We start from the raw sequence: 21467 nt of genomic DNA on the forward strand, positions 1-21467 counted from the left end.
AAGATATGAAAATCATCGAGCTGTTAAAAAATAGAAAAATACGCAAGCAGCTACGCAAACTTGACAAACTGGAGAGGCTTGCGGAGAAGATCAGACTGCAATACCCGCGAGCTGAAGTGGGTGTAGGCACATATGGCACGCCGGATATCGTCGAGTTTGGTGATGATTCCGTGCTGCGTGTAGGGTCCTACACTTCGATTGCCAAAGGAGTGAGGATTCTGCTGGGGGGTGAGCACCGCACAGACTGGATCACGACCTATCCATTTCCCGCCATGGTCGAGCAATTGGCAGATATCAAGGATTACTCCCCCAGCAAGGGTGATGTCACCATTGGCAGTGACTGCTGGATCTGCGCCAACGCGCTCATCGTATCGGGCGTCACGATAGGTCACGGTGCAGTCGTCGGTGCCGGCGCGATGGTTGTGCGCGATGTGGCCCCCTATTCGGTTGTCGGTGGCAATCCGTGCAAATTCATCCGTTGGCGCTTTGAAGAGGATGTTCGTCAACTGCTGCTGCAAACGGCCTGGTGGGACTGGCCCATGGAGGAGGTCAAATCTGTGGCACGGACCTTGTGCAGCGGTGATATGGAAGCCTTTCTCTCATATGTTCGCCGGCGCCAGGCCACATCACGGCCAGTGGGCAACTGACTGGACGAAAAGCGCCTGTGCGTTCGGAGCTGCTTCAGAAATGCCATGTCGGTTTGCATTTATTTCGAGCCTCATGGCCCGAATGATCTGGCAGAATAAGGCATTGGCCTGACTCGACCAGGCAGTCGCTAAAATGATAGAGGGCGTTATGAGTCAAGAAAGCATCAACTGGGACACTCTGGGTTTTGATTACATCAAGACTGACAAGCGCTACCTTTCTCATTGGCGCGACGGTGCCTGGGATCAGGGCTCACTGACCGAGGACAACACGCTGCATATCAGCGAAGGGTCGACCGCGCTGCATTATGGTCAGCAGTGCTTCGAAGGCCTCAAGGCCTACCGCTGCAAGGATGGCTCGATCAATCTGTTCCGTCCCGATCAGAACGCCCAGCGCATGCAGCGCAGCTGCTCCCGTCTGTTGATGCCCCACATCCCGACCGATGTATTCATCGACGCCTGCAAACAGGTGGTCAAGGCCAACGAACGCTTCATCCCGCCTTACGGTTCCGGCGGCGCGTTGTACCTGCGCCCGTTCGTCATCGGTGTGGGTGACAACATCGGCGTGCGTACGGCGCCTGAGTTCATCTTCTCGATCTTCTGCATTCCGGTGGGCGCCTATTTCAAGGGCGGCCTGAAGCCGAACAATTTCGTCATCTCCGGCTACGACCGTGCTGCGCCCAACGGCACAGGTGCGGCCAAGGTCGGCGGTAACTACGCTGCCAGCCTGATGCCCGGTTCCGAAGCCAAGAAGCACAGCTTTGCAGATTGCATCTATCTCGATCCACAGACCCACTCCAAGATCGAGGAAGTAGGTTCAGCCAACTTCTTTGCCATCACCAAGGACGATGTGTTCCTGACGCCCAAGTCGCCATCAGTGTTGCCGGGTATCACCCGACTTTCGTTGATCGAACTGGCGAAATCCCGTTTGGGCCTGACGGTCGAAGAGGGCGATGTGTTCATCGATCAGATCGGCGAGTTCAAGGAAGCAGGCGCATGCGGTACGGCTGCGGTCATTACTCCGATCGGTGGGATTTCCTACAAGGACAACCTGCACGTGTTCTACAGCCAGACCGAAGTCGGCCCTGTCACTCAGCGTCTGTACAAGGAGCTGACCGGCGTTCAGTCCGGTGACATCGAGGCGCCAGCCGGCTGGATCGTCAAGGTCTGATGAGCTGACCCGGATCGTTCCAGCGTCGAACGCTGGAACGACCACCGACCACACGTTCAGGCTTCAGGTGTTTTTCCTTGCTCAACCGGTTCTTTAGCCGGCCCCAGCACAATCGCCAAATGTCGCAAGTCGTCGACCTCCAGGCCATAGCTTTTGCCCGAAGGGCTCTGAGTGACCGTTCCCAGCGCATACACCGTGAAAAACTTCACGTCATCCGCGTGGCTCAGCAGCTCACTGATGTAACGGCTGGAGCGATAGGCCTGCATCTGCGCGGGCGACACGTAGAGCGTCACCAGTTTGCCGTCAAGACGGTCGAAGAACCTGAACTTGAAGCCCAGCCCGTACCGCTGCTCGATCAGGCCGCCGCCGAACAGCACCCGGCCGTTATCGCCTGATTGCGCGTATTTGATATGGCGAAAATATGAGCGCAGCGACACTTCGCCCTGGCCCGGAATTTTCAGCTTCAATAGCTTGAAGTCTTCCAGTGACAGCTCGGCCTTGGCCTGCCGATAGCTGTCCACCAGCCGCTCCAGATTGTTGGTGCGCGTTTCGCTGTAGCGAGCAATCGGTGCCTTGGCAGCTTCTGTGACTGGAAGCGTTGCAGCAGGGCGCTGAGCGCCAGCATCGGGCTTTTCCGGGCCGGACGTTTCCTTGGTCGGCACCTTGATGACCGGGTCGAAGATATCGATGTAATCGTCCAGCTTGCGTTTGGCCTTGCGCAGGCGTGTCTGTACATCGGTTTCTTCGACCGGCTCGTTCGGTTCTTCCTCTGCCTCTGCGCGCTCATCCACCCATTCGCAGCCCGGGTGATGGTCGTAATGCGGGTTGGCGCGAAAGTGCGCGGCGACGAAGGTCGGGTTGTCCTGTGGTTTCACGTCATAGCGAACCCCGGTGACCTTCGCGCCCATTGCCCTGCACGCCTCGGTCGAGCAGAGAAACTCGAACCGTGCGCGTGGCGGTTCCTGAGAGAAGTATTCGCGTCGCGCCGCGGCGATCGACAGCTCCTGCTGCAGTTCCACACAGTACGCACGGGTGATGGGTTTGCTGGGCTTCATGCTCGTTTGGCTGCCTTCCAGTGAGAGTTGCCGTAACACGCTATTTCACCCGGACACGCCTTGCAACCATTGCACAGCAGGACGTCGAAGGCAGTGCCCGGCAAAACCACTTCACACTCACTCGGCGGGCACTGCCAGCCATTCTCCCAGCGCCTGCTGATACTCGCCGGTGGCCTTGCTCAGATGCAGCCACTGATCCACGTAGCCTTTCCAGGTGACATCGTCACGTGGCAACAGGTAGGCCTTTTCGCCGTATTGCATGTAGCGGGTCGGATTGACCGCGCACAGGCCGGGCATGCGTTTCTGCTGGTAGAGCGCTTCGGAAGCATCGGTGATCATCACGTCAGCTTTCTTGTCCAGCAGCTCCTGGAAGATGGTCTTGTTGTCGTGAAATGCCAAGGACGCCTTTGGCAGATGAGCGCGAGCGAAGGCTTCATTGGTGCCACCGGCGGGTTCGATCAAACGCACAGAGGGCTGGTTGATCTGCTCGACCGTCTGATACAGCGCCTGATCGGCACAGCGTACCAGCGGGATTTTGCCATCGACGTCCAGTGTGTTGCTGAAAAACGCTTTTTTCTGGCGTTCCAGACTCACAGAGATGCCACCCATACCGATGTCGCATTTACCGGCCACCATGTCCGGCATCAGATTTTTCCAGGTCGTGGGCACCCACTGCACCTTCACCCCCAGGCTCTTGGCCAGTGAACGGGCCATGGTGATATCGATGCCTTCGTACTCACCGTCTTCGCGCAGCAGGGTGTAGGGCTTGTAGTCGCCAGTGGTGCAGACAGCCAACTGGCCAGCTTGCAGCACCTTGTCCAGATGCGAGGTGTAGTCCTGAGCCTGAGCCATGCCTGTGATGCCCAGCAGCAGGGCGGTCAGTGCGCTGTATTTAAGATTCATCATGAGTCTGGATGCTCTCAGCGGTGCAGTCGGTTTTATTGGAGCCGACAGATTGCTTCATTTGTCAGGCCGCTGTGAAGCTGTAATCAAAACATGCCGTTGGCCGGGGGAGGGAAATCAGGGGTTGAACATTTCGTAAAAAAGCGTAATGTTGTGCTCCATGATTCTTGAGCAAATCAAAGCGGTCGGCAATGACACTCGCATGTTGATCATGGAGTGGCTGAAAAACCCGCAAGCCCATTTCCCTCCCCAGGACCACGGTGATCCGGCGATAGGCGTATGTGTGTCGCACATTCAGGCCAAGGCCAACCTGTCGGCTTCTACCGCGTCTGCGCATCTGGCCATCCTGCAACGTGCCGGGCTGGTTCAGGCAACGAGGATCGGCAAGTGGACTTATTTTCGCCGTGACGAGCAGGCCATAGACCGGTTTGCCGACAGGCTCAAGAAAGAACTCTAGGCTTTGAGCGTTATTTATACATTTCGTCATTTTGCGTAATGTTGAATTGATAGGAGATTGACCATGAGCAATACAACCATCTACGTGCAGGCTGGCGGCGGCTACGATCAGGTCAGCGTGGGCGAAAGCGAAGTACTGGCACCGAAAGCCGGTGAGATCACTGTGCGTCTGCATGCCAACTCGCTCAACTATCACGACTTCGCGGTCGTTACCGGCATGTGGGCACCGACGGAAAAACGCATTCCCATGGCCGATGGTGCAGGTGTAGTCACTGCAGTGGGCGAGGGCGTCAGCGAGTTCGCGGTTGGCGACTCAGTGGTCAGCACGTTCTTCCCGGAATGGATCAGCGGCGAGCCGCTGGTCGAAGGTTTTGTCACGGTGCCGGGTGATGGCGTCGACGGTTATGCCCGCGAGCAGGTGACTGCCCGTGCCACCTCGTTCACCCTTGCGCCAAAGGGCTACAGCCATGCTGAAGCGTCCACGCTGACCACCGCCGGTCTGACCGCATGGCGTGCGCTGATGGTCGATGACGCGCTGAAAGCCGGCGATACCGTTCTGGTGCAGGGCACTGGTGGTGTATCGATTTTCGCGTTGCAGTTCGCCAAGATGGTCGGTGCGACCGTTATCGCCACGTCGTCGAGTGATGAAAAGCTGGAGCGTCTGCAAGCCATGGGCGCCGATCACCTGATCAACTACCGCAAGGACAGCAATTGGGGCGAGACGGCGCGCAAGCTGACCGGCGGCCGTGGCGTGGATCACATCATCGACGTGGGCGGCCCCTCGACACTGCAGCACTCCATGAACGCGGCCCGGGTCGCTGGCCATATCTCGGTCATCGGTATTCTGAGCGGTGTTGCCGGCCAACTGGAGTTCGTCCCGGCGCTGGTCAAACAGCTGCGCATGCAGGGCGTTCTGGTCGGCAGTCGCACCCAGCAACAGGACATGATCCGGGCCATCGATGCCAATGGCATGCGTCCAGTCATGGACCGTTCCTTCCCGATGACCGACATCGTCGAAGCGTTCCGTTACCAGGAAACCAATCAGCATTTCGGCAAGATCTGCCTGGATATCTGATCCGCAACACTGTGCTGTTAACTGAGCACAGGTGAACAGCGCTGGCCTGCCGACCCTGGTGTCGGCAGGCCAGTTGTGATGTTTTGCATTACTTTCCCAAGTACTCCCCGCTCATTTCCTCGCATCAAGTTCGCCGGTCTGTGGTCACACCTCTGTGGCATGAAAGACGTTCGTGCTGTGCAGCATCAGTGCTGTCTGGCGCCACGTTCAATTCGATTATCAGATCAGGGACGCATTGAAATTATGAAACCTCATCTTTTGCTAGGTCTGCTTGGCGTTTTCTCCTTTGGTGTTCAGGCTGCATCGCTGGACGTTCCGATCAATCTGGTCAGCGCTGATGGCGCCCCCAAACCTGTCGGCAGCGTTACGGTGAGCGAAACGCAATACGGCTTGCTGTTCACTCCGAATCTGAAAGAGCTGCCTGCGGGCATCCACGGTTTTCATGTGCATGAAAACGGCAGTTGCGAAGCGGGCACCAAGGACGGCAAGAAGGTCGCAGCCCTCGCGGCTGGCGGTCACTTCGACCCGGCCAAGACCGGCAAGCATCTGGGTCCTTACGCCGGTGGCCATCTAGGCGATCTGCCTGCGCTGTACGTGGCTGCTGACGGCACTGCGACTTACCCGGTGCTTGCCCCACGCCTGAAGAAACTCTCGGAAGTCAAAGGCCACGCGCTGATGGTTCACGCCGGCGGCGACAACCATTCCGACCACCCCGCACCTCTGGGCGGTGGCGGTGATCGTGCTGCCTGTGGCGTGATCTGACGGACCGTGCCTGCATCCGTTTCGGGTGCAGGCGCGCCAATCGGTAAAGCTTTCTCGCGTAAGTGAGACGTGCGCTACACCGTTCTCTCCACAACGCGGCGCGGAGCAATCACGCGTGCTTGAGCGCATCCCCATGATGCATCGCCGAATGGCCGGTCTTGTCGCTCTTCACTTCGTACTGCGGATCGTCCTTTGAAGCAGGCCGATGTTTGCCCATGAACTCAACGTCCTTCACATGTACTTTAGTGACTTTGCCATGCACCTGGCCCGCCTCGGAGTTCCAGTGTACGGCGTCGCCAACTTTGAATGCGGTGGTCATTCAGACTTCCTCAAGTGGGGAGCGAATGATCTGCAGCATTCGCTCGGTATTGTTCGGAGTGTCCGGCGCGGGAAGAATTCACTGCGGTTGATCGTGTGCCTGGCCTTTATCTTGCTCATGCTCATGTACCTGCGATCCGTTATGAGGGAATTGATTACATGAGGAAGTGGCTTACAGGCTCACAGATTGACAATGATCAAACCCGCGCTGTTGTTGACGGCGTCTTGCAACATGGCCGCGCATTGTCCGAAGCGAAAGGGGGAGTGGCTGATCCGATCGCCTGCATGATCATGGAGAACGATCTATTGATTGGCGGCGCCACAGGCCGAACCGAGTTCCAGCGGCTGTTTGTGAGTTACCTCTGAATCGATGCCGGGTCGCGCGGAAAAGGGCTCGGGGCGCAGACCCTGAACAGGCTTGAAGCGTTGGCCATCGAGCGGGGCTGTACTGACGCTCTGATCGAAACGCTGGATGACGATGTCGCCAGATGGTACGCGCGTTGCGGTTACGTGCCGATCGCATGTCTTCCACGCTACTGTGGCCCCTGGAGCCGACATACGCTATTGAAATCGTTCGGTGCACAGGAGCGCATGTGAAAGACGTCAGGTATGCACTGTTATGGCCCGACACTCTGACTGATTGTCACGAACTTCAATCCTCGCGCAACACTGCCAGCCTGCGTAAGATCTTCAGCACGTAGCCTTTTTCGATCATCGCACCATTGTGGCCATCGCAAAAACGCTCGCCTCTGATGCAGTAGGTCAGCAAGGTTTGTATATCAGCGAGGTTTGCCTGGGCCATATAGCTGTCGTCATTGAGCATGTCCGCCGCGCCATGATTAAGGTAATCAATATCACACCAGCAGTCTTTGGCCACCGCGTGATAAAACGCTTCAACTACCGGAAAGTAGTCTGGCCAATAGGTGTTTTCCTTGACGATATAAGTCTTGATCGCCACGCCGTCTGGGTACAGCAGTGGCAGGTAGGAGAGCAGCTGGTCAATATCGTCGGGCCCCGGCGAAGGTTCATCAGGCAAACGTGTCTCGCTTGAGGGATGTGGCAGAAATGTCCTGACCTGTCTTGGCGTAAAACGCAGTGGTTCCGGCTCTTTATAGACTGGCAGCCAAGCCAGATTTTCCCGCACGCGTGACATGGATTCCTGCTGATCGGCAGGCTGCGCAGGCGGTAACCGATCAGGTTGCTGCCCCTTGGACTTTCGGTCGAAGCGCGCTTTCAGGCGCATCAGCAGCTTGATCATATGAGCACTCCAGTGCATCGCTTCGTTTTAGAAGGGGATTCTCGCATCACTGCTCTTGGTGTAAGTTGAAACGCTTCCTGATCAAACGATCAGAAAATCCGCACGTTGCCTGCCAAGGAATGCCTTCAATAATGAACCTGTTACTCAAAAAACTGGCTGCCTCCACCTTGATACTGGCCAGTCTCTCGTCGTTCGCCAGTCTGGCAAATGCCACTGTCACTGCACAACAGAGCGCTGTCATTCTCCAGACATTCAGTGAGACATCGGTAAAGGATTTCAGGCAGTTTCTGAACAATCTCGCCAGCGCTGATGTGGTGAAAACTGCCGATTTTGGCCCGGCCATCAGCGCCTTTCTCGACAACAAGCAACTTTCCGCATCGCAACAGAACGATATTCATCGTCTGCTTGGTCTGTATACCCGCATGAAGTATGGCAGCGCGGCTACTGAAACCCTGCGCGAGCTGGTGGCGATTCCCACTGTTCGTGTCGACGGCGTTGCCCAGCATGAAAACCCGGCGTTCATAAAGATCGCCGACACGATCAAGCGCCTGGCCGAGGGCTTCAATCTGAAGTTCCGTAACGTCGATAACCGTGTGTATGAAGTGTCGCTCGACGGGGCCGGTGACGAAGTGGTGGGCATTCATGTGCATGCCGATGTTGTGCCGGTCACGCTGGACAACTGGGTCTTGCCTGACGGCACTCGTCTGGACCCGTTCAAGGTGACGTTGATCGGTGATCGCATGTATGGACGCGGCACCGAGGACGATAAGAACGGTATCGTGGTGGCGCTTTATGCCATGAAAGTCATCAAGGAAGAAAAGCTGCCGCTGGCCAGAAACTTCAAGTTGCTGATCGATACCACGGAAGAAACGGCCGGCGACGCCATCCCGTACTATTTTGAGCGTAACCCGACGCCCGCCTACAACCTGGCGCTGGATGGCGGTTATCCCGTCGTGATCGCAGAAAAAGGCTACGGCACGGTCATGGCCAGCTTTGCTCGACGCCAGGCCGAGGGCGAGGGCGCCGAGATCGTTTCAATGACCGGGGGCATGGCCACCAATCAGATTCCATCGAAGTCGGTGGCCACTCTGGTGACCGACAAGCCTGCCGAGCTGGCTGCCAGCCTGCAACAGGCCGGTGCCGAGTACGTGAAAAGTAATGGCGGCGACTTCGAGGTCGATGCCCGCGTCGACGGCAAAGACGTCAAGCTGACGGTCACCGGTGTATCCGCACACTCGTCGGCACCCCAGTCCGGCGTCAATCCGGTCGCGAGGATGCTGGACTTCATCAACAGTCTGCGGGGCAAGGTTGCGCTCAAACAGAACCAGATCACCGACGCTGCCCGCTATGCCGCTGACAACTGGGGGCTCGATTATCTGGGCAGCAAGTTGGGCGTCGGGTTCTCCGACGACTTCATGGGGCCTCTGACCGCATCCCTGACTTACGTAGCAATGGATGAAAAGGCGTTCAAACTGGCGGTCAATCTGCGTGTGCCGAAGGGCAAGTCCCCGCAGGTCCTTAAATCCGAAATCGCTGAAAAGCTTGCGGCCTGGAGTACAAAAACTTCTATCAAGCCAGTGTTTGACTATTCCATCGCCGAGCCGATGTATCGCAATCCCGAGGGTGAGTGGGTCAAGGCGCTGCTGGCTGTTGCCAGTGAAAATCTCGGCATGGAGCACACCTTTGGCACGTCGGCTGGCGCTACGTCGGTCCATTCATTACCCAACGGTGTGCAGTTCGGTCTGGCAAGACCCGAAGTCAAATACACCGGCCATACGGATAACGAGTTCAAGACCACCGGACAGTTCTTGCTGGATCTGCAGATCGTCACCGAGATGATGGGGCGTATCGGACAGTTGCCGAAGCTCTGACACGATGTCCGGGCCTGTTGTAATGACAGGCCCGGTTTCGATGAGCGGTGTTCACTCCGATGCGTGGGCGAACGACGCGGATGACGAAGAAAGCCGGGTCCTTGCCTAAGCGCATTCCACACGGTTGCGGCCCAGGCGCTTGGCCTGATAGAGCGCCTGGTCTGCGCGCTGAATGAGGCTGGCGGCCGTTTCCCCGGTGCTCAGTTCTGCAACGCCCAGAGAAATGGTCACCGACCCTGTTTCCGGAATCACCAGGCTTTCAACGCTCTTGCGAATGCGCTCCGCGAGTTCGGCCGCCTGTTTCAACGAGCTGTCGGGCACCAGGATCAGAAACTCTTCTCCTCCCCATCGGGCGGCGACGTCCAACAGGCGGATACGCTGTTTGAGGATGGCCGCAACGCTGGTGATTACGCTGTCGCCGGCAGGATGGCCGTACCGGTCATTGACCGCCTTGAAATGATCGATATCGCAGATGATCAGACTGAACGGCTTGCCCGACATACTCACCGCAGGTATCTGTCGCTCAAGCGTATGCTCGGCTGAGCGACGGTTATCCAGCCCGGTCAGCGGATCGCTGTGAGCAATCTCCAGCAACTTTTGCTCACGGCCCAGGCGTGTGGTCACATCCTGGCTGATGCTGACGTAGTGGGTGATTGCGCCCTCCAGGTTACACAGCGGAGAAATGCTGTGTTCCGCATAGAACAGCGAGCCATCCTTGCGCTTGTTGATGAAGGTCGTGCGAAGCGGGGCGCCACTCTTCAGCGCTTCCTTGAATTGCGCATAGAACGCCTCATCGTGTTTTCCAGAGCTCAGTATCCGCGGGTTTTCGCCGAGGATTTCGCTGCTGCTGTAGCCAGTGATCTGCTGAAAAGCCTCATTGGCAAACACGATGGTGGAATTGCAGTCGGTGATGATAATCGGATCAAGCGCAGCGTTCAGTGCCTGCGCCAGCAGGTGTTGCTCACGCTCGGCCCGGATGCGCGGGCTGATGTTCTGCTGCACAGAGACAAAGTTGCACACCGAACCTGCATCGTCGCGCACGGGAGAAATTTTCCATTCGACGATGTAAGGACTTCCGTCCGCGCGGTAATTGACTGTCGACCCTTCGAAAAAAAGGCTTTCACTCAGGCATTCGCGCATCCGCTCGATCACTTGAGGATCGGTGTCCGGGCCTTGCAGGATCCGTGGCGAGGCACCGATCAATGCCTCGGCCGTGTAGCCGGTCATGGAGCAGAATGCCGGATTGACGTACACAATGAAGGGGCCGCCATTGGCCAGATTGGCGTCGGTGATCAATACGGCATTGAATGACTGTTCGACAACTGCTTCAAGCAAGGCAAGACGCTGACTGGATGAGGTCATCTGATTTCCTGTCGAGTGATCCGTTAATTGATCGCGGCTCTGATCAGATAATGTGTGACGCAATGCCGGTTGGACAATGGGTGCAGTGAGTTGGACCGCAGGCACCGAGCACTGGTTGCACGGGCACTATACCTCCAGGAAAAAACGCGCGCATGACTCCCCGTGCAGCGCCCAAGTATCTGAGCGGTTTGGCAAATATTAACTGCGACGTGATGTCGCATTCCGGTATCGTTCGGTCAATTGAAACTAATTGTTTCTGACTCTCTCGGGGTGCGCGCTGAAATGCGTCCTGAAAAAACGAATGCCAGGAGGTCTGCGTTGGATTTGTTGTCTGCTGCCTGGGTGTTTCACGACACCCGTCTGATTATCTGCTGCCTGATTGCCATTGCCACGATCATCTTGCTGATCAGCGCTACCCGGTTGCCACCTTTTCTCTCCATCCTCGTCGGCACGTTCATCGCCGGTATCGGCGCGGGTTTGCCAGCCGAGGCTGTTGCAAAAGCCTTTAGTAAAGGCGCGGGCAGCATTCTTGGCGAGGCCGGAATCATCATCGCGCTGGGGGCAATGCTTGGCGCGTTGATGGCCGAGTCGGGGGCGGCGGATCGTATTGCCTCCACCTTGCTCAGGCTGGGCAAGGGCCGCATGTTGCCCTGGATAATGGCGCTGGTGGCGATGGTCATCGGCTTGCCGCTGTTCTTTGAAGTCGGTCTGGTGCTGATGGTGCCGATCATCTTCGTCATGGCGCGTCAGTCCGGTCAGCCGCTGCTGAAAATCGCGATTCCGGCACTGGCGGGTATGACCACCTTGCACGCTTTGATGCCCCCGCATCCCGGCCCGTTGATTGCGGTCAGCGCGTTGCATGCCGATCTGGGGCTGACCATGCTGTTGGGGTTGTGCATTGCCGTGCCGGCGGTGATTCTCGCTGGTCCCTTGTACGGCAACTGGCTGTCCGGACGCATGCACGTTGCAGAGCCAGCCGAGCTCGGTGAATTGTTCAGTGCCAAGCCTGAAACCAGTCGCCAGCCAGGGTTCGGCATCTCGCTGCTGATCATCCTTTTGCCGGTGATCCTCATGCTCGGCAGCACCTTTGCCAAGATCGCCCTGGAGCCTGAAAGCAACATCGCGCTGACCTTGAAGTTTCTCGGTGAGCCGCTGGTAGCGCTGGGTATCGCGGTGCTGGCGGCAACTGTTTGTCTGGGCTGGGCCAACGGGCTTTCCCGTGAACACGTCGGCGGTACATTGCGCAAAAGCCTCGCGCCCATCGCGGTACTGTTGCTGACCATCGGCGCGGGTGGCGGCCTCAAGCAGACGTTGCTGGATGCGGGAGTCAGCCAGACCATCAGCAAAGTGGCGGAAGGTGCGCACATGCCTTATCTGCTGCTCGCCTGGCTGATTGCCGTGGCACTGCGTCAGGCCACTGGTTCCGCGACCGTGGCGACCACCACGACCGCAGGCATACTCGCGCCGATGATGGCCGGGCTTGCGCCGGTGCAGGCCTCACTGGTGGCGCTGGTGATCGGTGCCGGCTCGGTGTTCTTCTGCCACGTCAACGATGCAGGCTTCTGGATGGTCCGCGAATACTTCGGCCTGCAACTCAAGCAAACCATTTGGGTCTGGTCGGTGTTGCAGACCATCGTTTCGGTGGTCGGGCTGATCGGGACATTGCTGCTGTGGCACTGGCTGACGTGAAGCCCTGCGGGAGGGCCGGGAATCATTCCGGCCCATCAACGTCGGCGTAAATCAGGCAGTGCATTCGGCTGCGGACTTGATGATATGCAACAGTGCCTCTGAACGCATCGGCCTGTTCAACAGATAACCCTGAAAGTAAGGGCAGCCCATTTTGCGTAGCAGGTTGTATTGTTCCGCTGTCTCCACACCTTCCGCCGTGATATCCAGGTCCAGTGCTCGGCCCAGCGACAGGATGCTGCTGACAATGGCTTCGCTGCGCTCATACGTCATCATTCGGGACACGAAGGAGCGATCGATCTTCACGGCATCGATCGGGTAACGGTCGATGTAGCCGAGCGAGCTGTAACCCGTACCGAAGTCATCCAGCGCTACTCTCACGCCGAGCTGCCTGATCTGTCGGAGAATCTCCGCGATCGCGTCAGGCTGATAGAGAAACACCGATTCGGTGACCTCGATCTGCAGCTGGCCCGCAGGCAGGCCGGTGGAGGCGATGATCCGTGTCACCTGATCGACGAACCCGGGATGGCTCAACTCTTTTCCGGACACATTGACATTGAGCCTCAGGTCCAGGTGAGGGAACTGCTTGCGCCAGGCCTGCACTTCGCTACAGGCCTGATGCATCACCCAGGCCCCCAACTCATGAATGATCCCGAGGTCTTCGGCAATCGGGATAAACGCATCGGGGGAAATGATGCCCATGGTGGCGTGGTTCCATCTGACCAGGGCTTCGGCTCCCACCAGATGCTCACAGTCGCCGCTGTAGATCGGCTGATAAAAAACCAGGAAATCCTTGTTTTCCAGTGCCTGGCGCAATGCATTCTGAATCACCAGCGTGTCGATGGCCGCCTCGCGCATCGAGGCGTTGAAAATGTTCCAGCGTCCTCTGCCCTGTTTTTTTGCGGAATACATGGCGACATCGGCGTCACGCAGCAACTCTTCGGGCTTGGTATGGCTTTCACCTGCGGTGACAATGCCGATGCTGCACGAGATGAAAATGTCCTGGCCTTCGATCTGTATTGCCGTGTGCAATTGACTGACGATACGTTCAGCCATTTTTACGGCAGTCTCCGGCTGATCCTTGCCCATCAGCAGGATTGCAAATTCGTCGCCGCCGATTCGCGCCAAAACGTCATTCGAGCGAACGCAGGTCTGCAATCGGTTCGCGACCGCCTTGAGCAACTTGTCACCGGCCAGGTGCCCCATGCTGTCGTTGACCACCTTGAAGCCGTCCAGGTCCAGAAAGAGTACCGTTGCCCGTTCGTAACGAGAGTCACGGGTTACAAAGGCCGTGGTCAATTCGTTCATCAGGTAAGCGCGGTTGAACAGTGAGGTCAGCTCATCGTGAAAAGCGATATAGGTCAGCTCTTCGGAAATACGCTCGCGTTCCTCCAGCCGGCTCTGTAACGCAAGCTTTTCCTCCCACTCCAGCCGAGCTCGCTGAGCCAGTTGCTGGGACTCCTTGCGCTCGGTGATATCGCGCTGCACAGATACCCAATGAGTGAACCAGCCTTTTTCGTTGGCCACCGGCACAATGCTCAGCTCGACCCAGAACTGGCTGCCATCCTTGCGGGTGTTGAGCAGTTCGACTTCAACCGGTCGCCAGTGACTGAGTGCCTCGCGAATAACGTCCAGCGTTGCCCGACTGGTGTCCTCACACTGCAGAATCCGTGGCGTGCGACCTATGACTTCGTCTTCCGTGAAACCGGTTATTGCCAGAAACGCAGGGTTGCAATAGACGATACGCGGGCCGGGCAGATCGATGGGTTCCGCTTCGGTGATAAGAATCGCGTCATTGGCGTTGATGACAACCGATTCAAGCAAGCGCAGGCGTTCGAACGAGGTGACCAGCGGGTTATTGGCTTCGGGATCACGTCCCGGTTGCAGGTAAGTACGAATATGAACAGCCTGGGCCTGCAGCGCATAACGTTGCGCTGCGCTCAGCACTGTTGCGTCGTCGCTGTTGCTCAACAACATCGCGCCCAGCAACTCATGCCTGAAGCCACGAATCGCGACGTAGATCAGGGTAGGCCCTGAGCCATTCGCTTCGATTGCCTTCGCCGGGCTGTCATGACCGACCAGCACCACGTCTCCATACGATGAGATCATCCTTAACCATGCTTCGTCCGCCTTGGTCTGGCTTTGACCAACGCTGACCAACTGCTCCCAGCCTGTAGCGCTGGATACCATCAGCAGAGCGGCGTTGCACGAGGCGGAATGAGCAGCGGCCTGCAATACCTTGGCAACATCTTCAATATTCTTTGGTATGACGTGGTCGTGCTCATAGCCCTGAGGGTTCATCGATCGCTATTCCTGAATGGCATGCATGTATAGTCCGGATCCTGTTCGGCAGCGCATAAGCCGTGGACGCGTTCCGTGGACCTCTTCCAGTTGCGCTAAGAGATCGTCTGACGGGTTCAGCTGATTTTTTTCAGCCAGCACCACGTACAGACTTGATGTTGCTAAAAGACGTTTGGTCGAAGCGACGAGTGACCTACTGGATAACGTGCCCCTCAGTCAGCTGCGGATCGCACCTGCTGTTACGGCTCATGTTTAATACAGTGAGTTCTTGCTGATGCCTAAGTGCTATTACGCACTAATGGTTACGACAGGGCGGGTTTCAAAAGGTTGCATGGGAGAGTCGATGTCCGGGTGGGCTGGTTGATGCGCCCCAATTCACTTTGTTCTGACTTACGGCTTTGTATATGTCAGTTCGCCCGCGCCATGATTGGTAACACTGATGAGTATCCGTCGGTGTCGAAAAAAGCGCTTTCGGGCTATGATCTGGCCATTGAGGTTCGCACTGAACATGCTGACGAGGAGGATTCATGCCCAGATCTCCAGAAAATATACTGTCTGAAGAAGCTATTCAGGAGCTGGAAGCCCAGATCCCGGCTAAAGCGTCCATTGCAACCAGAATGGCTTATGAGAAGGCAAAATCCTCCGGGCAGACAGTGTTGTTGTCCAAAGGAGGATTTATCGTCGCCGAATGTGCGGACGGCACGGAGAAAGTCGTTTGTGCCTCGAAGCCGAGACGCAAGGTAACGACGGGCTCTTTCAGGATCGGCCCAGGGTCCGCTACCAGTGCCCGTACCTAGGCTACGTGTCTTTGCCGGCCCCAACGGTTCAGGCAAAAGCACCATCAAACGCATACTTCATCCTGACCTGATTTACATCTACGTCAATGCCGACGACCTTGAGCGTGAGGTGGGTGACAACGGGTTTCTGGATCTTTCTCCCTTTTCGATTGACGCTGACCAGCAGGCTTTCCGGACGTTTTTTTCGTCCCACCCCCTCATTGAAAGAGAACAGTTGGCTTGCCAGGCTGAGCATTTCGTCATCACCGCCCAATCGCTATTGATTGAAGGCATCACCTTCACGTCCTACCACGCTTCGGTGGTTGCTGACTTCATCAGGCATCAATTGCTTGATCAGTCCGCCAGCTTCACGTTTGAGACGGTCATGTCAGATCGTTCCAAAGTGGAGTTCATCAAAAAAGCCAAGGCAATGGGATACCGGACCTATTTATATTTTGTCGCTACCGAAAACCCGAGTATCAATATCAACCGGATCGCGATTCGTGTTGGCGAGGGCGGGCATAATGTCACCCCGGAGAAAGTGCGTACTCGTTATCACAGATGCCTGGCGTTACTGCCGGAGGCCATCCAGGCGACGAACCGAGCATACTTGTTTGATAACTCCGGAGATACTGCAGAGCTCGAAGCAGAAATCACAGACGCTTCTATTGTCGAATACAAAGTTGACGAAGTCCCGGAGTGGTGCAAAGTCTCTATTGAAGAGCTTGAACGGCTTATCTATCCGGAACCCTAGAAGTGCTTTTTATTTGAGTATGAGCTCCTGGCTACCGATCGCAAAGCGAACAGACGCTCACGCCTCATACCGCCGTCGTGCATCACTGAGCATGGAAATCGTCAGTTTGCGTACTTCCAGTTTGCTGATCTCTACATGGGAGCGCAGCAGCAATAATGCTTCGTCGCGTTTGCGCGCCTGAAGGGCATTGAGGATCGCGGCGTGTTCGAGGTAGGTATGTTCGATACGGGCGCTTTTGAAGAAGTCCAGGCGGCGCACAATACGGATGCGCTCGGTCACTTCCTGATGGATGCGGGCCATTTCCAGGTTGCCTGACGCCGCCACCAGTTGGGTGTGAAACTGCTCATCGAGGTCGGCGACCACTTGCATGTCTATCTGCCAGCGGTCGCGATCGACCAACCAGTGCTGGCGCAGAATAGTGAGTTCCGGATGCACCTCGGCGGATGCACAAATGCGCTCGACCGCCGCGCACTCCAGCACGATGCGCAGATCGTAGAGTTGGTCGATCTGGTTGAAATCCAGAGGCTTGACTGACCAGCCACGTCGGAACTCGACGTCCAGGTAGCCTTCGCGCTGGAGGCGGTAGAGTGCGTCACGCACCGGTGTTCGCGAGACCTGATAACGGTCGGCCAGCTGGGTTTCGGTGAACCGGTCATAAGGCAGCAGATAGAAGTCGAAAATCTCCTGCTTGAGCCGCCGATAGACGTCTTCTGCCAGTGCGTTGGTGGTGTTCGGGGAATTCAAGGGCGTGGCTCCAGGCTGCTCAGGTCAATGCTGACATGTGCAGCAACGACTTTCCAGCCGCCCTCCAGTCGCGCCCAGGTCTGCATCTGCCGACCGAGGCGCTGGGTGACGCCATCGTGAAACTCGGTACTGACCGTGGCGAAGTCTTCACCGAAGGTGCTCACCACGGTACGCAGCAGCATGCGGCCCGGTCCGACCGGCTGGCACTGGCGCCGATAGCGCGCAATCGTGTCGGCGCCATGCAGGTTCTCCGCGACGCCGTAGCGGACGGTCTGTTCGGAATCCCAGAAATATGCATCCAGCGTGGTCAGTTCATTGGCCAGCAGGGCGCGTTCGTAGTCGTGAAAGGCGTGGGTCACTTCAGCGACCACGTGGGGGAGGTTGATGTCCATCAATGTGTACTCCTTGTCTGCAGCGCCTGCTCCAGGTCCGTCAGTGAGGCGACGCGACCAACAATCCCGCCTTGTGCGGTGATCATCTCCAGCGTGGCCCGCTTGAATGCGGGGAAGTAGCTTTCGGTCGCTTCCTCGATCAGCAGGCAGCGATAACCCCGGTCATTGGCTTCACGCATGCTGGTCTGCACGCAGACTTCGGTGGTGACGCCTGCAAAGATCAAATGGGTGATCCCGGCGTCGGTCAGCCGCGGCTGCAGATCCGTGGCGAAGAACATACCTTTGCCGGGTTTGTCGATGACCCACTCGCCAGCGAGCGGCGCCAGGGTGTCGATAATCTGATTGCCGGGTTCGCCGCGAATCAGGATGCGTCCCATCGGACCAGGATCGCCGATGCGCAGGCCCGGCGAGCCATGGTCACGTTTGGCTTGCGGGCAATCGGCAAGGTCCGGGCGGTGTGATTCGCGGGTATGGATCACCGCAATGCCTTCATCGCGGGCCAGCGTCAGCAGGCGTTGCACGGACGGTACGATGGCTTGCAACGGTGCGACGTCGTTGCCCAGTGCGGCACCAAAGCCGCCGGGTTCGAGAAAATCGCGCTGCATGTCGATGATCACCACAGCGGTCCGGGACGTGTCGAAGGCGAAGCTGTCAGGGCGCGCATTGACCTTGATCATGCCGGTTGCCCCGCGAGATGCTCGGCACCGGCCATGTGTCGGCCCAGCTCGGTACGGTCAGCGTCCGCTGCACTGGTTTCAAACACCAGCTCGCCGTCGTGGATAACCACGATGCGGTCTGCCAGGCTCAGCAGTTCGTCGAGGTCCTCACTGAGCAGAAGGACCGCTGTGCTGCTGTTGCGAGCGTCGATCAGGCGCTGGTGAATGAGCGCGACACTGGCGAAGTCCAGACCGAATACCGGGTTGGCGACGATCAGTACCGCGACGTCGTGGGTCAGCTCTCGGGCCAGTACAGCGCGCTGCACGTTGCCCCCTGACAAAGTGCCGATGGGCCGGTTCGGATTGTTGGGCGATACCTGAAACTGCTCAATCAGGCTGCGTGCTTGCACACCTGCGGCGCGACGATCCAGGCGCCAGCCCTGACGGCAGAGCGGCGGCTGGTCGAAATTGCGCAGGGCCAGGTTGTCAGCCACGCTGAACGTGCCGATGCAGGCGTTGCGCAGGGGCTCTTCGGGCAGGCTGAACACGCGCAGGCGTTGCATCTGTTCACGCCGCGCGTGGTAAGGCTGACCGTCGACCGCTATCTGCCCGGCGCTGAAGGCTCGCTGGCCGAGCAGCGCTTCGGTCAGTTCGCGCTGACCGTTGCCGGAGATGCCTGCAACTCCGACGATCTCACCCGGGTGAACGGCCAGAGACAGGTTTTTCACCGCCAGCGTGCCTTTGTCGCCAGGCACATCCAGGCCTGTCACCTGCAACTGCGGCGGACGAGCCGCCATCACCGGGCGCTCGGTGCTCACTCCGCGCACCTGTGCGTTGCCCATCATCCACGCTGCCATCTGTTGTGTGGTGGTGTCAGCCACTGCTGCACTGCCCACCCAGCGGCCTTTGCGCAAAACGGTGACGTCATCGGCGTAGGTGCTGACTTCGCGAAATTTGTGCGTGATCATCAAGACGGTCAGTTCGCCACGATGCGCCATCGCCTGCATCAGCCCCAGCACTTCGTCGGCTTCCTGCGGCGTGAGCACCGAGGTGGGTTCGTCGAGAATGACCAGTCGACGCTCCAGATACAGCTGTTTGAGGATTTCCAGTTTCTGCTTTTCGCCGGCCGCCAGGCTGCTGACCGGACGATGGATGTCCAGCCGAAAAGGCATTTTTGCCATGAACGCTTCCAGACGCTGGTGCTCGCTGGCCCAGTCGATACGCCACGGCAGATCGCCACGCGACAGCACCAGGTTTTCCGCCACGCTCAGGCCCGGCGCGACGGTGAAGTGCTGATACACCATGCCGATCTGCAACTGATGAGAGTCGCGCGGGGTGCGAATCTCGTGTTCGCGGTTGTCGATGAGAATGCTGCCCGACTGCAGCGGGCTGTAGCCGATGATGCCTTTGACCAGCGTACTCTTGCCGGCGCCGTTCTCGCCGAGCAGGGCGTGGACGGTGCCGGCGCGGACCTTGAAGGACACCTCGTCGAGTGCGCGAAACGCTCCGAAATGCTTGCTGGCACCAATCGTCTCAAGGCTCGGGGCGCGCATGTTCATGCTCCCAACAGGTCGCGAAGCATTGAGGAATGGCCGACTGCGCCGAACACGCCACCCTGCATTTTGACCATGCTCAGGGCCGCCGCATGATTGCCAGGGTCGGTCGCCCCGCAGCAGTCTTCCAGCAGCAGGCACTCGAAGCCACGGTCATTGGCTTCGCGCATGGTGGTGTGCACGCAGACGTCGGTGGTGATGCCGGTCAGGATCAGATTGTCGATGCCACGAGTGCGCAGAATCAGTTCCAGATCGGTGGCGCAAAAGGAGCCTTTGCCGGGCTTGTCGAGCACGATTTCGCCGGGCAGCGGTGCCAGCTCGTCGATGATTTCCCAGCCCGGCTCGCCACGTACCAGAATCTTGCCGCAGGGGCCTGGGTCGCCGATTCCCGCACCGATGCGCTGCGAGCGCCAGCGTTTGTTGGCGGGCAAGTCGCTGAGGTCCGGGCGATGGCCTTCGCGGGTATGGATGATGGTGAAGCCCAGCGGGCGCATCGCCGCGAGCAGCGCCTTGATCGGCTCGATGGGCGCTCGGGTCAGGGCCAGGTCGTAGCCCATGCTGTCCACGTAGCCGCCGACGCCGCAGAAATCGGTCTGCATGTCGATCACGATCAAGGCTGTGTTGTGCGCATGCAATTGGCCGTTCCAGGGCCATGGGTAGGGCGCCGATGCAATATGACGTTCGCTCATGGCATTACTCCTCCCAACTGCTGGGGGTAGGTTTGAAGTCGCGCTCGGGGGCCGCGAACCCGCACGAGCTGCCATCGGTATGCACGACATCGTTTTCCCACGGCAGACGGTACTGGCCTGCGCTCAGGTCGTGCATGTAGGTGTAGGGGCAGTCGCGTGCGCCGCCCTTGACCGCCACATAGCCGCGATGCCCGAATTGATAGATGTTGTTCTCCACGCCCCAGTGCACACGGGCTTCGCGGACCAGGTCGGGGCGCAGTTCGCAGCAGACGATTTCGTCGGCCCGGCCACCCCCTTCAGCCATGATCGTACCGTCGAAGTCGACAAACATCGCTTCGCCCATGGAGTCGAACGTGCCGTCGGAGCCGCACATGCAGACGCTTGCGGTCTGCATCAGGTTGGTGAAGGCGTTGCTCTGATTGGTGATCTTCCACGAGTGGCGGATCGGTGCGGTGTAGCCCGCGGTGCGCAACATGATGTCGGCGCCCTTGTAGGCGCACTCGCGGGCCATTTCCGGGAACATGCCGTCATGGCAGATGATCAGCGCTAGCTTGCTGCCGCGCGGTCCGTCGCAGACCGGAATACCCAGATCGCCCGGCTCCCACGGTTCGACCGGCACCCACGGGTGCAGTTTGCGGTAGTACAGGCGGATGTCCCCGAGGTCATCGACGATCAGGCCGCTGTTGAACGGGTTGCCGTGCGGGTTGGCTTCCATGATCGAGAAGCAGCCCCATATCCGGTGCGTCTTGCACGCCTCGCGCAGCGCAAGGACTTCCGGGCCGTCGAGCCTGCACATGATCTCCGGCGCCGTGCTCATCGACAGGCCGTGCAGCGAGTATTCGGGAAATACGATCAGGTCCATGCCCGGGTTGCTGCGCCGCGCCTTGGCAACCATGCCGACCACTTTCTGCGTCTGCGCCCACAGCGCCTCGCGCGTATGCGGATCAGGCAGCGCCAGTTGCGCCAGGCCGATCACCACGCCCTTGGGCGACTTGTTCAAACCACCAAGACCACTGGCCATGCAATGTCTCCTCGAAAAGA

Annotated in this window: 21 protein-coding genes and 1 pseudogene; 10 read left to right on the top strand and 12 right to left on the bottom strand. The window is 58.2% G+C overall.

The features are described 5' to 3' along the window. Positions 1 to 5 precede the first annotated feature (5 nt). Positions 6 to 647 carry a CatB-related O-acetyltransferase gene (locus BT119_RS10205; RefSeq protein WP_058416402.1) on the top strand — a complete coding sequence of 214 codons (642 nt, stop codon included), beginning with the start codon at positions 6 to 8 and terminating at the stop codon, positions 645 to 647. Between the two features lie 148 nt (positions 648 to 795). Then, positions 796 to 1815, top strand: a complete 1020-nt coding sequence (locus tag BT119_RS10210) for a branched-chain amino acid aminotransferase (protein WP_058416403.1) — start codon at positions 796 to 798, stop codon at positions 1813 to 1815. 56 nt (positions 1816 to 1871) lie between these two features. Here the strand turns inward: BT119_RS10210 and BT119_RS10215 are convergent, their stop codons facing one another. Together BT119_RS10215 and BT119_RS10220 are read right to left on the bottom strand one after the other, a co-directional pair. Beyond that, the gene (locus BT119_RS10215; protein WP_058416404.1) at positions 1872 to 2870 is read right to left on the bottom strand and encodes a hypothetical protein; all 999 of its coding nucleotides are present in this window, start codon (positions 2868 to 2870) and stop codon (positions 1872 to 1874) included. Between the two features lie 117 nt (positions 2871 to 2987). Further along, positions 2988 to 3776: a transporter substrate-binding domain-containing protein gene (locus BT119_RS10220; RefSeq protein WP_003433545.1), complete on the bottom strand. Its 789-nt coding sequence runs from the start codon at positions 3774 to 3776 to the stop codon at positions 2988 to 2990. A gap of 145 nt (positions 3777 to 3921) precedes the next feature. Here BT119_RS10220 and BT119_RS10225 point away from each other — a divergent pair, with 145 nt between their 5' ends. The 3 genes from BT119_RS10225 (at position 3922) to sodC (ending at position 6066) form a co-directional block, all read left to right on the top strand. After that, positions 3922 to 4230, top strand: coding sequence for an ArsR/SmtB family transcription factor (locus tag BT119_RS10225; protein ID WP_083515795.1), 309 nt, complete (start codon positions 3922 to 3924; stop codon positions 4228 to 4230). A 63-nt stretch (positions 4231 to 4293) separates the two neighbouring features. Further along, positions 4294 to 5304, top strand: coding sequence for a zinc-dependent alcohol dehydrogenase family protein (locus BT119_RS10230; protein WP_003365244.1), 1011 nt, complete (start codon positions 4294 to 4296; stop codon positions 5302 to 5304). A gap of 243 nt (positions 5305 to 5547) precedes the next feature. Then, the gene (gene sodC, locus BT119_RS10235) at positions 5548 to 6066 is read left to right on the top strand and encodes a superoxide dismutase family protein (RefSeq protein ID WP_072365573.1); all 519 of its coding nucleotides are present in this window, start codon (positions 5548 to 5550) and stop codon (positions 6064 to 6066) included. 109 nt (positions 6067 to 6175) lie between these two features. Here the strand turns inward: sodC and BT119_RS10240 are convergent, their stop codons facing one another. Then, positions 6176 to 6385, bottom strand: a complete 210-nt coding sequence (locus tag BT119_RS10240; protein WP_003433541.1) for a hypervirulence associated TUDOR domain-containing protein — start codon at positions 6383 to 6385, stop codon at positions 6176 to 6178. A gap of 158 nt (positions 6386 to 6543) precedes the next feature. Between BT119_RS10240 and BT119_RS27810 the strand changes: the two are divergent. After that, positions 6544 to 6981 (top strand): annotated as a pseudogene (locus tag BT119_RS27810) (GNAT family N-acetyltransferase). Between the two features lie 55 nt (positions 6982 to 7036). Here BT119_RS27810 and BT119_RS10250 read toward each other — a convergent pair. Beyond that, positions 7037 to 7642 carry a DUF6508 domain-containing protein gene (locus tag BT119_RS10250; RefSeq protein ID WP_054080697.1) on the bottom strand — a complete coding sequence of 202 codons (606 nt, stop codon included), beginning with the start codon at positions 7640 to 7642 and terminating at the stop codon, positions 7037 to 7039. 131 nt (positions 7643 to 7773) lie between these two features. On the opposite strand from BT119_RS10250, the gene BT119_RS10255 reads away from it, so the two are divergent. Further along, positions 7774 to 9513 carry a dipeptidase gene (locus BT119_RS10255; RefSeq protein ID WP_072365577.1) on the top strand — a complete coding sequence of 580 codons (1740 nt, stop codon included), beginning with the start codon at positions 7774 to 7776 and terminating at the stop codon, positions 9511 to 9513. A gap of 105 nt (positions 9514 to 9618) precedes the next feature. Here the strand turns inward: BT119_RS10255 and BT119_RS10260 are convergent, their stop codons facing one another. Then, positions 9619 to 10875, bottom strand: coding sequence for a sensor domain-containing diguanylate cyclase (locus BT119_RS10260; protein WP_058416407.1), 1257 nt, complete (start codon positions 10873 to 10875; stop codon positions 9619 to 9621). A 318-nt stretch (positions 10876 to 11193) separates the two neighbouring features. Here BT119_RS10260 and BT119_RS10265 point away from each other — a divergent pair, with 318 nt between their 5' ends. Further along, positions 11194 to 12564: a GntT/GntP/DsdX family permease gene (locus tag BT119_RS10265; RefSeq protein ID WP_072365578.1), complete on the top strand. Its 1371-nt coding sequence runs from the start codon at positions 11194 to 11196 to the stop codon at positions 12562 to 12564. Between the two features lie 51 nt (positions 12565 to 12615). On the opposite strand, the gene BT119_RS10270 is transcribed toward BT119_RS10265, so the two are convergent. Next, complete coding sequence (locus tag BT119_RS10270; protein ID WP_058416409.1) at positions 12616 to 14862, bottom strand: putative bifunctional diguanylate cyclase/phosphodiesterase; 2247 nt, start codon at positions 14860 to 14862, stop codon at positions 12616 to 12618. Positions 14863 to 15389: 527 nt separating this feature from the next. Between BT119_RS10270 and BT119_RS27480 the strand changes: the two genes are divergently transcribed. Both BT119_RS27480 and BT119_RS10280 read left to right on the top strand, forming a co-directional pair. Beyond that, positions 15390 to 15659 carry a hypothetical protein gene (locus BT119_RS27480; protein WP_024959552.1) on the top strand — a complete coding sequence of 90 codons (270 nt, stop codon included), beginning with the start codon at positions 15390 to 15392 and terminating at the stop codon, positions 15657 to 15659. Next, on the top strand, positions 15646 to 16392 hold the full coding sequence (locus tag BT119_RS10280; protein WP_072365580.1) for an ATPase: 747 nt from the start codon (positions 15646 to 15648) through the stop codon (positions 16390 to 16392). The genes BT119_RS27480 and BT119_RS10280 overlap by 14 nt, the downstream gene beginning before the upstream one ends. 57 nt (positions 16393 to 16449) lie before the next feature. On the opposite strand, the gene BT119_RS10285 is transcribed toward BT119_RS10280, so the two are convergent. The 6 genes from BT119_RS10285 to BT119_RS10310 are packed head-to-tail and all read right to left on the bottom strand — an operon-like array spanning position 16450 to position 21447. Next, on the bottom strand, positions 16450 to 17136 hold the full coding sequence (locus tag BT119_RS10285; protein ID WP_003365220.1) for a GntR family transcriptional regulator: 687 nt from the start codon (positions 17134 to 17136) through the stop codon (positions 16450 to 16452). After that, on the bottom strand, positions 17133 to 17528 hold the full coding sequence (hpxZ, locus tag BT119_RS10290; protein ID WP_054080701.1) for an oxalurate catabolism protein HpxZ: 396 nt from the start codon (positions 17526 to 17528) through the stop codon (positions 17133 to 17135). Before hpxZ ends, BT119_RS10285 begins: the two co-directional genes overlap by 4 nt. Next, the gene (locus tag BT119_RS10295) at positions 17528 to 18205 is read right to left on the bottom strand and encodes a cysteine hydrolase family protein (RefSeq protein ID WP_003349923.1); all 678 of its coding nucleotides are present in this window, start codon (positions 18203 to 18205) and stop codon (positions 17528 to 17530) included. Before BT119_RS10295 ends, hpxZ begins: the two co-directional genes overlap by 1 nt. Further along, complete coding sequence (locus tag BT119_RS10300; protein WP_175550568.1) at positions 18202 to 19743, bottom strand: ABC transporter ATP-binding protein; 1542 nt, start codon at positions 19741 to 19743, stop codon at positions 18202 to 18204. The genes BT119_RS10295 and BT119_RS10300 overlap by 4 nt, the downstream gene beginning before the upstream one ends. Beyond that, positions 19740 to 20426 carry a biuret amidohydrolase gene (locus BT119_RS10305; RefSeq protein ID WP_003365215.1) on the bottom strand — a complete coding sequence of 229 codons (687 nt, stop codon included), beginning with the start codon at positions 20424 to 20426 and terminating at the stop codon, positions 19740 to 19742. Before BT119_RS10305 ends, BT119_RS10300 begins: the two co-directional genes overlap by 4 nt. Before the next feature lie 4 nt (positions 20427 to 20430). Beyond that, positions 20431 to 21447 carry a formamidase gene (locus tag BT119_RS10310; protein ID WP_058397440.1) on the bottom strand — a complete coding sequence of 339 codons (1017 nt, stop codon included), beginning with the start codon at positions 21445 to 21447 and terminating at the stop codon, positions 20431 to 20433. Between the last annotated feature and the right edge of the window lie 20 nt (positions 21448 to 21467).

Source organism: Pseudomonas sp. NFACC10-1 (assembly GCF_900119195.1).
GTDB lineage: Bacteria > Pseudomonadota > Gammaproteobacteria > Pseudomonadales > Pseudomonadaceae > Aquipseudomonas > Aquipseudomonas cerasi.

Excerpts from the sequence above, each read along its gene's own strand:
- BT119_RS10215 (WP_058416404.1), bottom strand. The coding sequence starts at position 2,870 with ATGAAGCCCAGCAAACCCATCACCCGTGCGTACTGTGTGGAACTGCAG.
- BT119_RS10220 (WP_003433545.1), bottom strand. The coding sequence starts at position 3,776 with ATGATGAATCTTAAATACAGCGCACTGACCGCCCTGCTGCTGGGCATC.
- BT119_RS10225 (WP_083515795.1), top strand. The coding sequence starts at position 3,922 with ATGTTGTGCTCCATGATTCTTGAGCAAATCAAAGCGGTCGGCAATGAC.
- BT119_RS27480 (WP_024959552.1), top strand. The coding sequence starts at position 15,390 with ATGCCCAGATCTCCAGAAAATATACTGTCTGAAGAAGCTATTCAGGAG.
- BT119_RS10210 (WP_058416403.1), top strand. The coding sequence starts at position 796 with ATGAGTCAAGAAAGCATCAACTGGGACACTCTGGGTTTTGATTACATC.
- BT119_RS10250 (WP_054080697.1), bottom strand. The coding sequence starts at position 7,642 with ATGATCAAGCTGCTGATGCGCCTGAAAGCGCGCTTCGACCGAAAGTCC.
- BT119_RS10310 (WP_058397440.1), bottom strand. The coding sequence starts at position 21,447 with ATGGCCAGTGGTCTTGGTGGTTTGAACAAGTCGCCCAAGGGCGTGGTG.
- BT119_RS10305 (WP_003365215.1), bottom strand. The coding sequence starts at position 20,426 with ATGAGCGAACGTCATATTGCATCGGCGCCCTACCCATGGCCCTGGAAC.
- BT119_RS10240 (WP_003433541.1), bottom strand. The coding sequence starts at position 6,385 with ATGACCACCGCATTCAAAGTTGGCGACGCCGTACACTGGAACTCCGAG.
- BT119_RS10255 (WP_072365577.1), top strand. The coding sequence starts at position 7,774 with ATGAACCTGTTACTCAAAAAACTGGCTGCCTCCACCTTGATACTGGCC.
- BT119_RS10300 (WP_175550568.1), bottom strand. The coding sequence starts at position 19,743 with ATGAACATGCGCGCCCCGAGCCTTGAGACGATTGGTGCCAGCAAGCAT.
- BT119_RS10270 (WP_058416409.1), bottom strand. The coding sequence starts at position 14,862 with ATGAACCCTCAGGGCTATGAGCACGACCACGTCATACCAAAGAATATT.
- hpxZ (WP_054080701.1), bottom strand. The coding sequence starts at position 17,528 with ATGGACATCAACCTCCCCCACGTGGTCGCTGAAGTGACCCACGCCTTT.
- sodC (WP_072365573.1), top strand. The coding sequence starts at position 5,548 with ATGAAACCTCATCTTTTGCTAGGTCTGCTTGGCGTTTTCTCCTTTGGT.
- BT119_RS10295 (WP_003349923.1), bottom strand. The coding sequence starts at position 18,205 with ATGATCAAGGTCAATGCGCGCCCTGACAGCTTCGCCTTCGACACGTCC.
- BT119_RS10205 (WP_058416402.1), top strand. The coding sequence starts at position 6 with ATGAAAATCATCGAGCTGTTAAAAAATAGAAAAATACGCAAGCAGCTA.
- BT119_RS10230 (WP_003365244.1), top strand. The coding sequence starts at position 4,294 with ATGAGCAATACAACCATCTACGTGCAGGCTGGCGGCGGCTACGATCAG.
- BT119_RS10260 (WP_058416407.1), bottom strand. The coding sequence starts at position 10,875 with ATGACCTCATCCAGTCAGCGTCTTGCCTTGCTTGAAGCAGTTGTCGAA.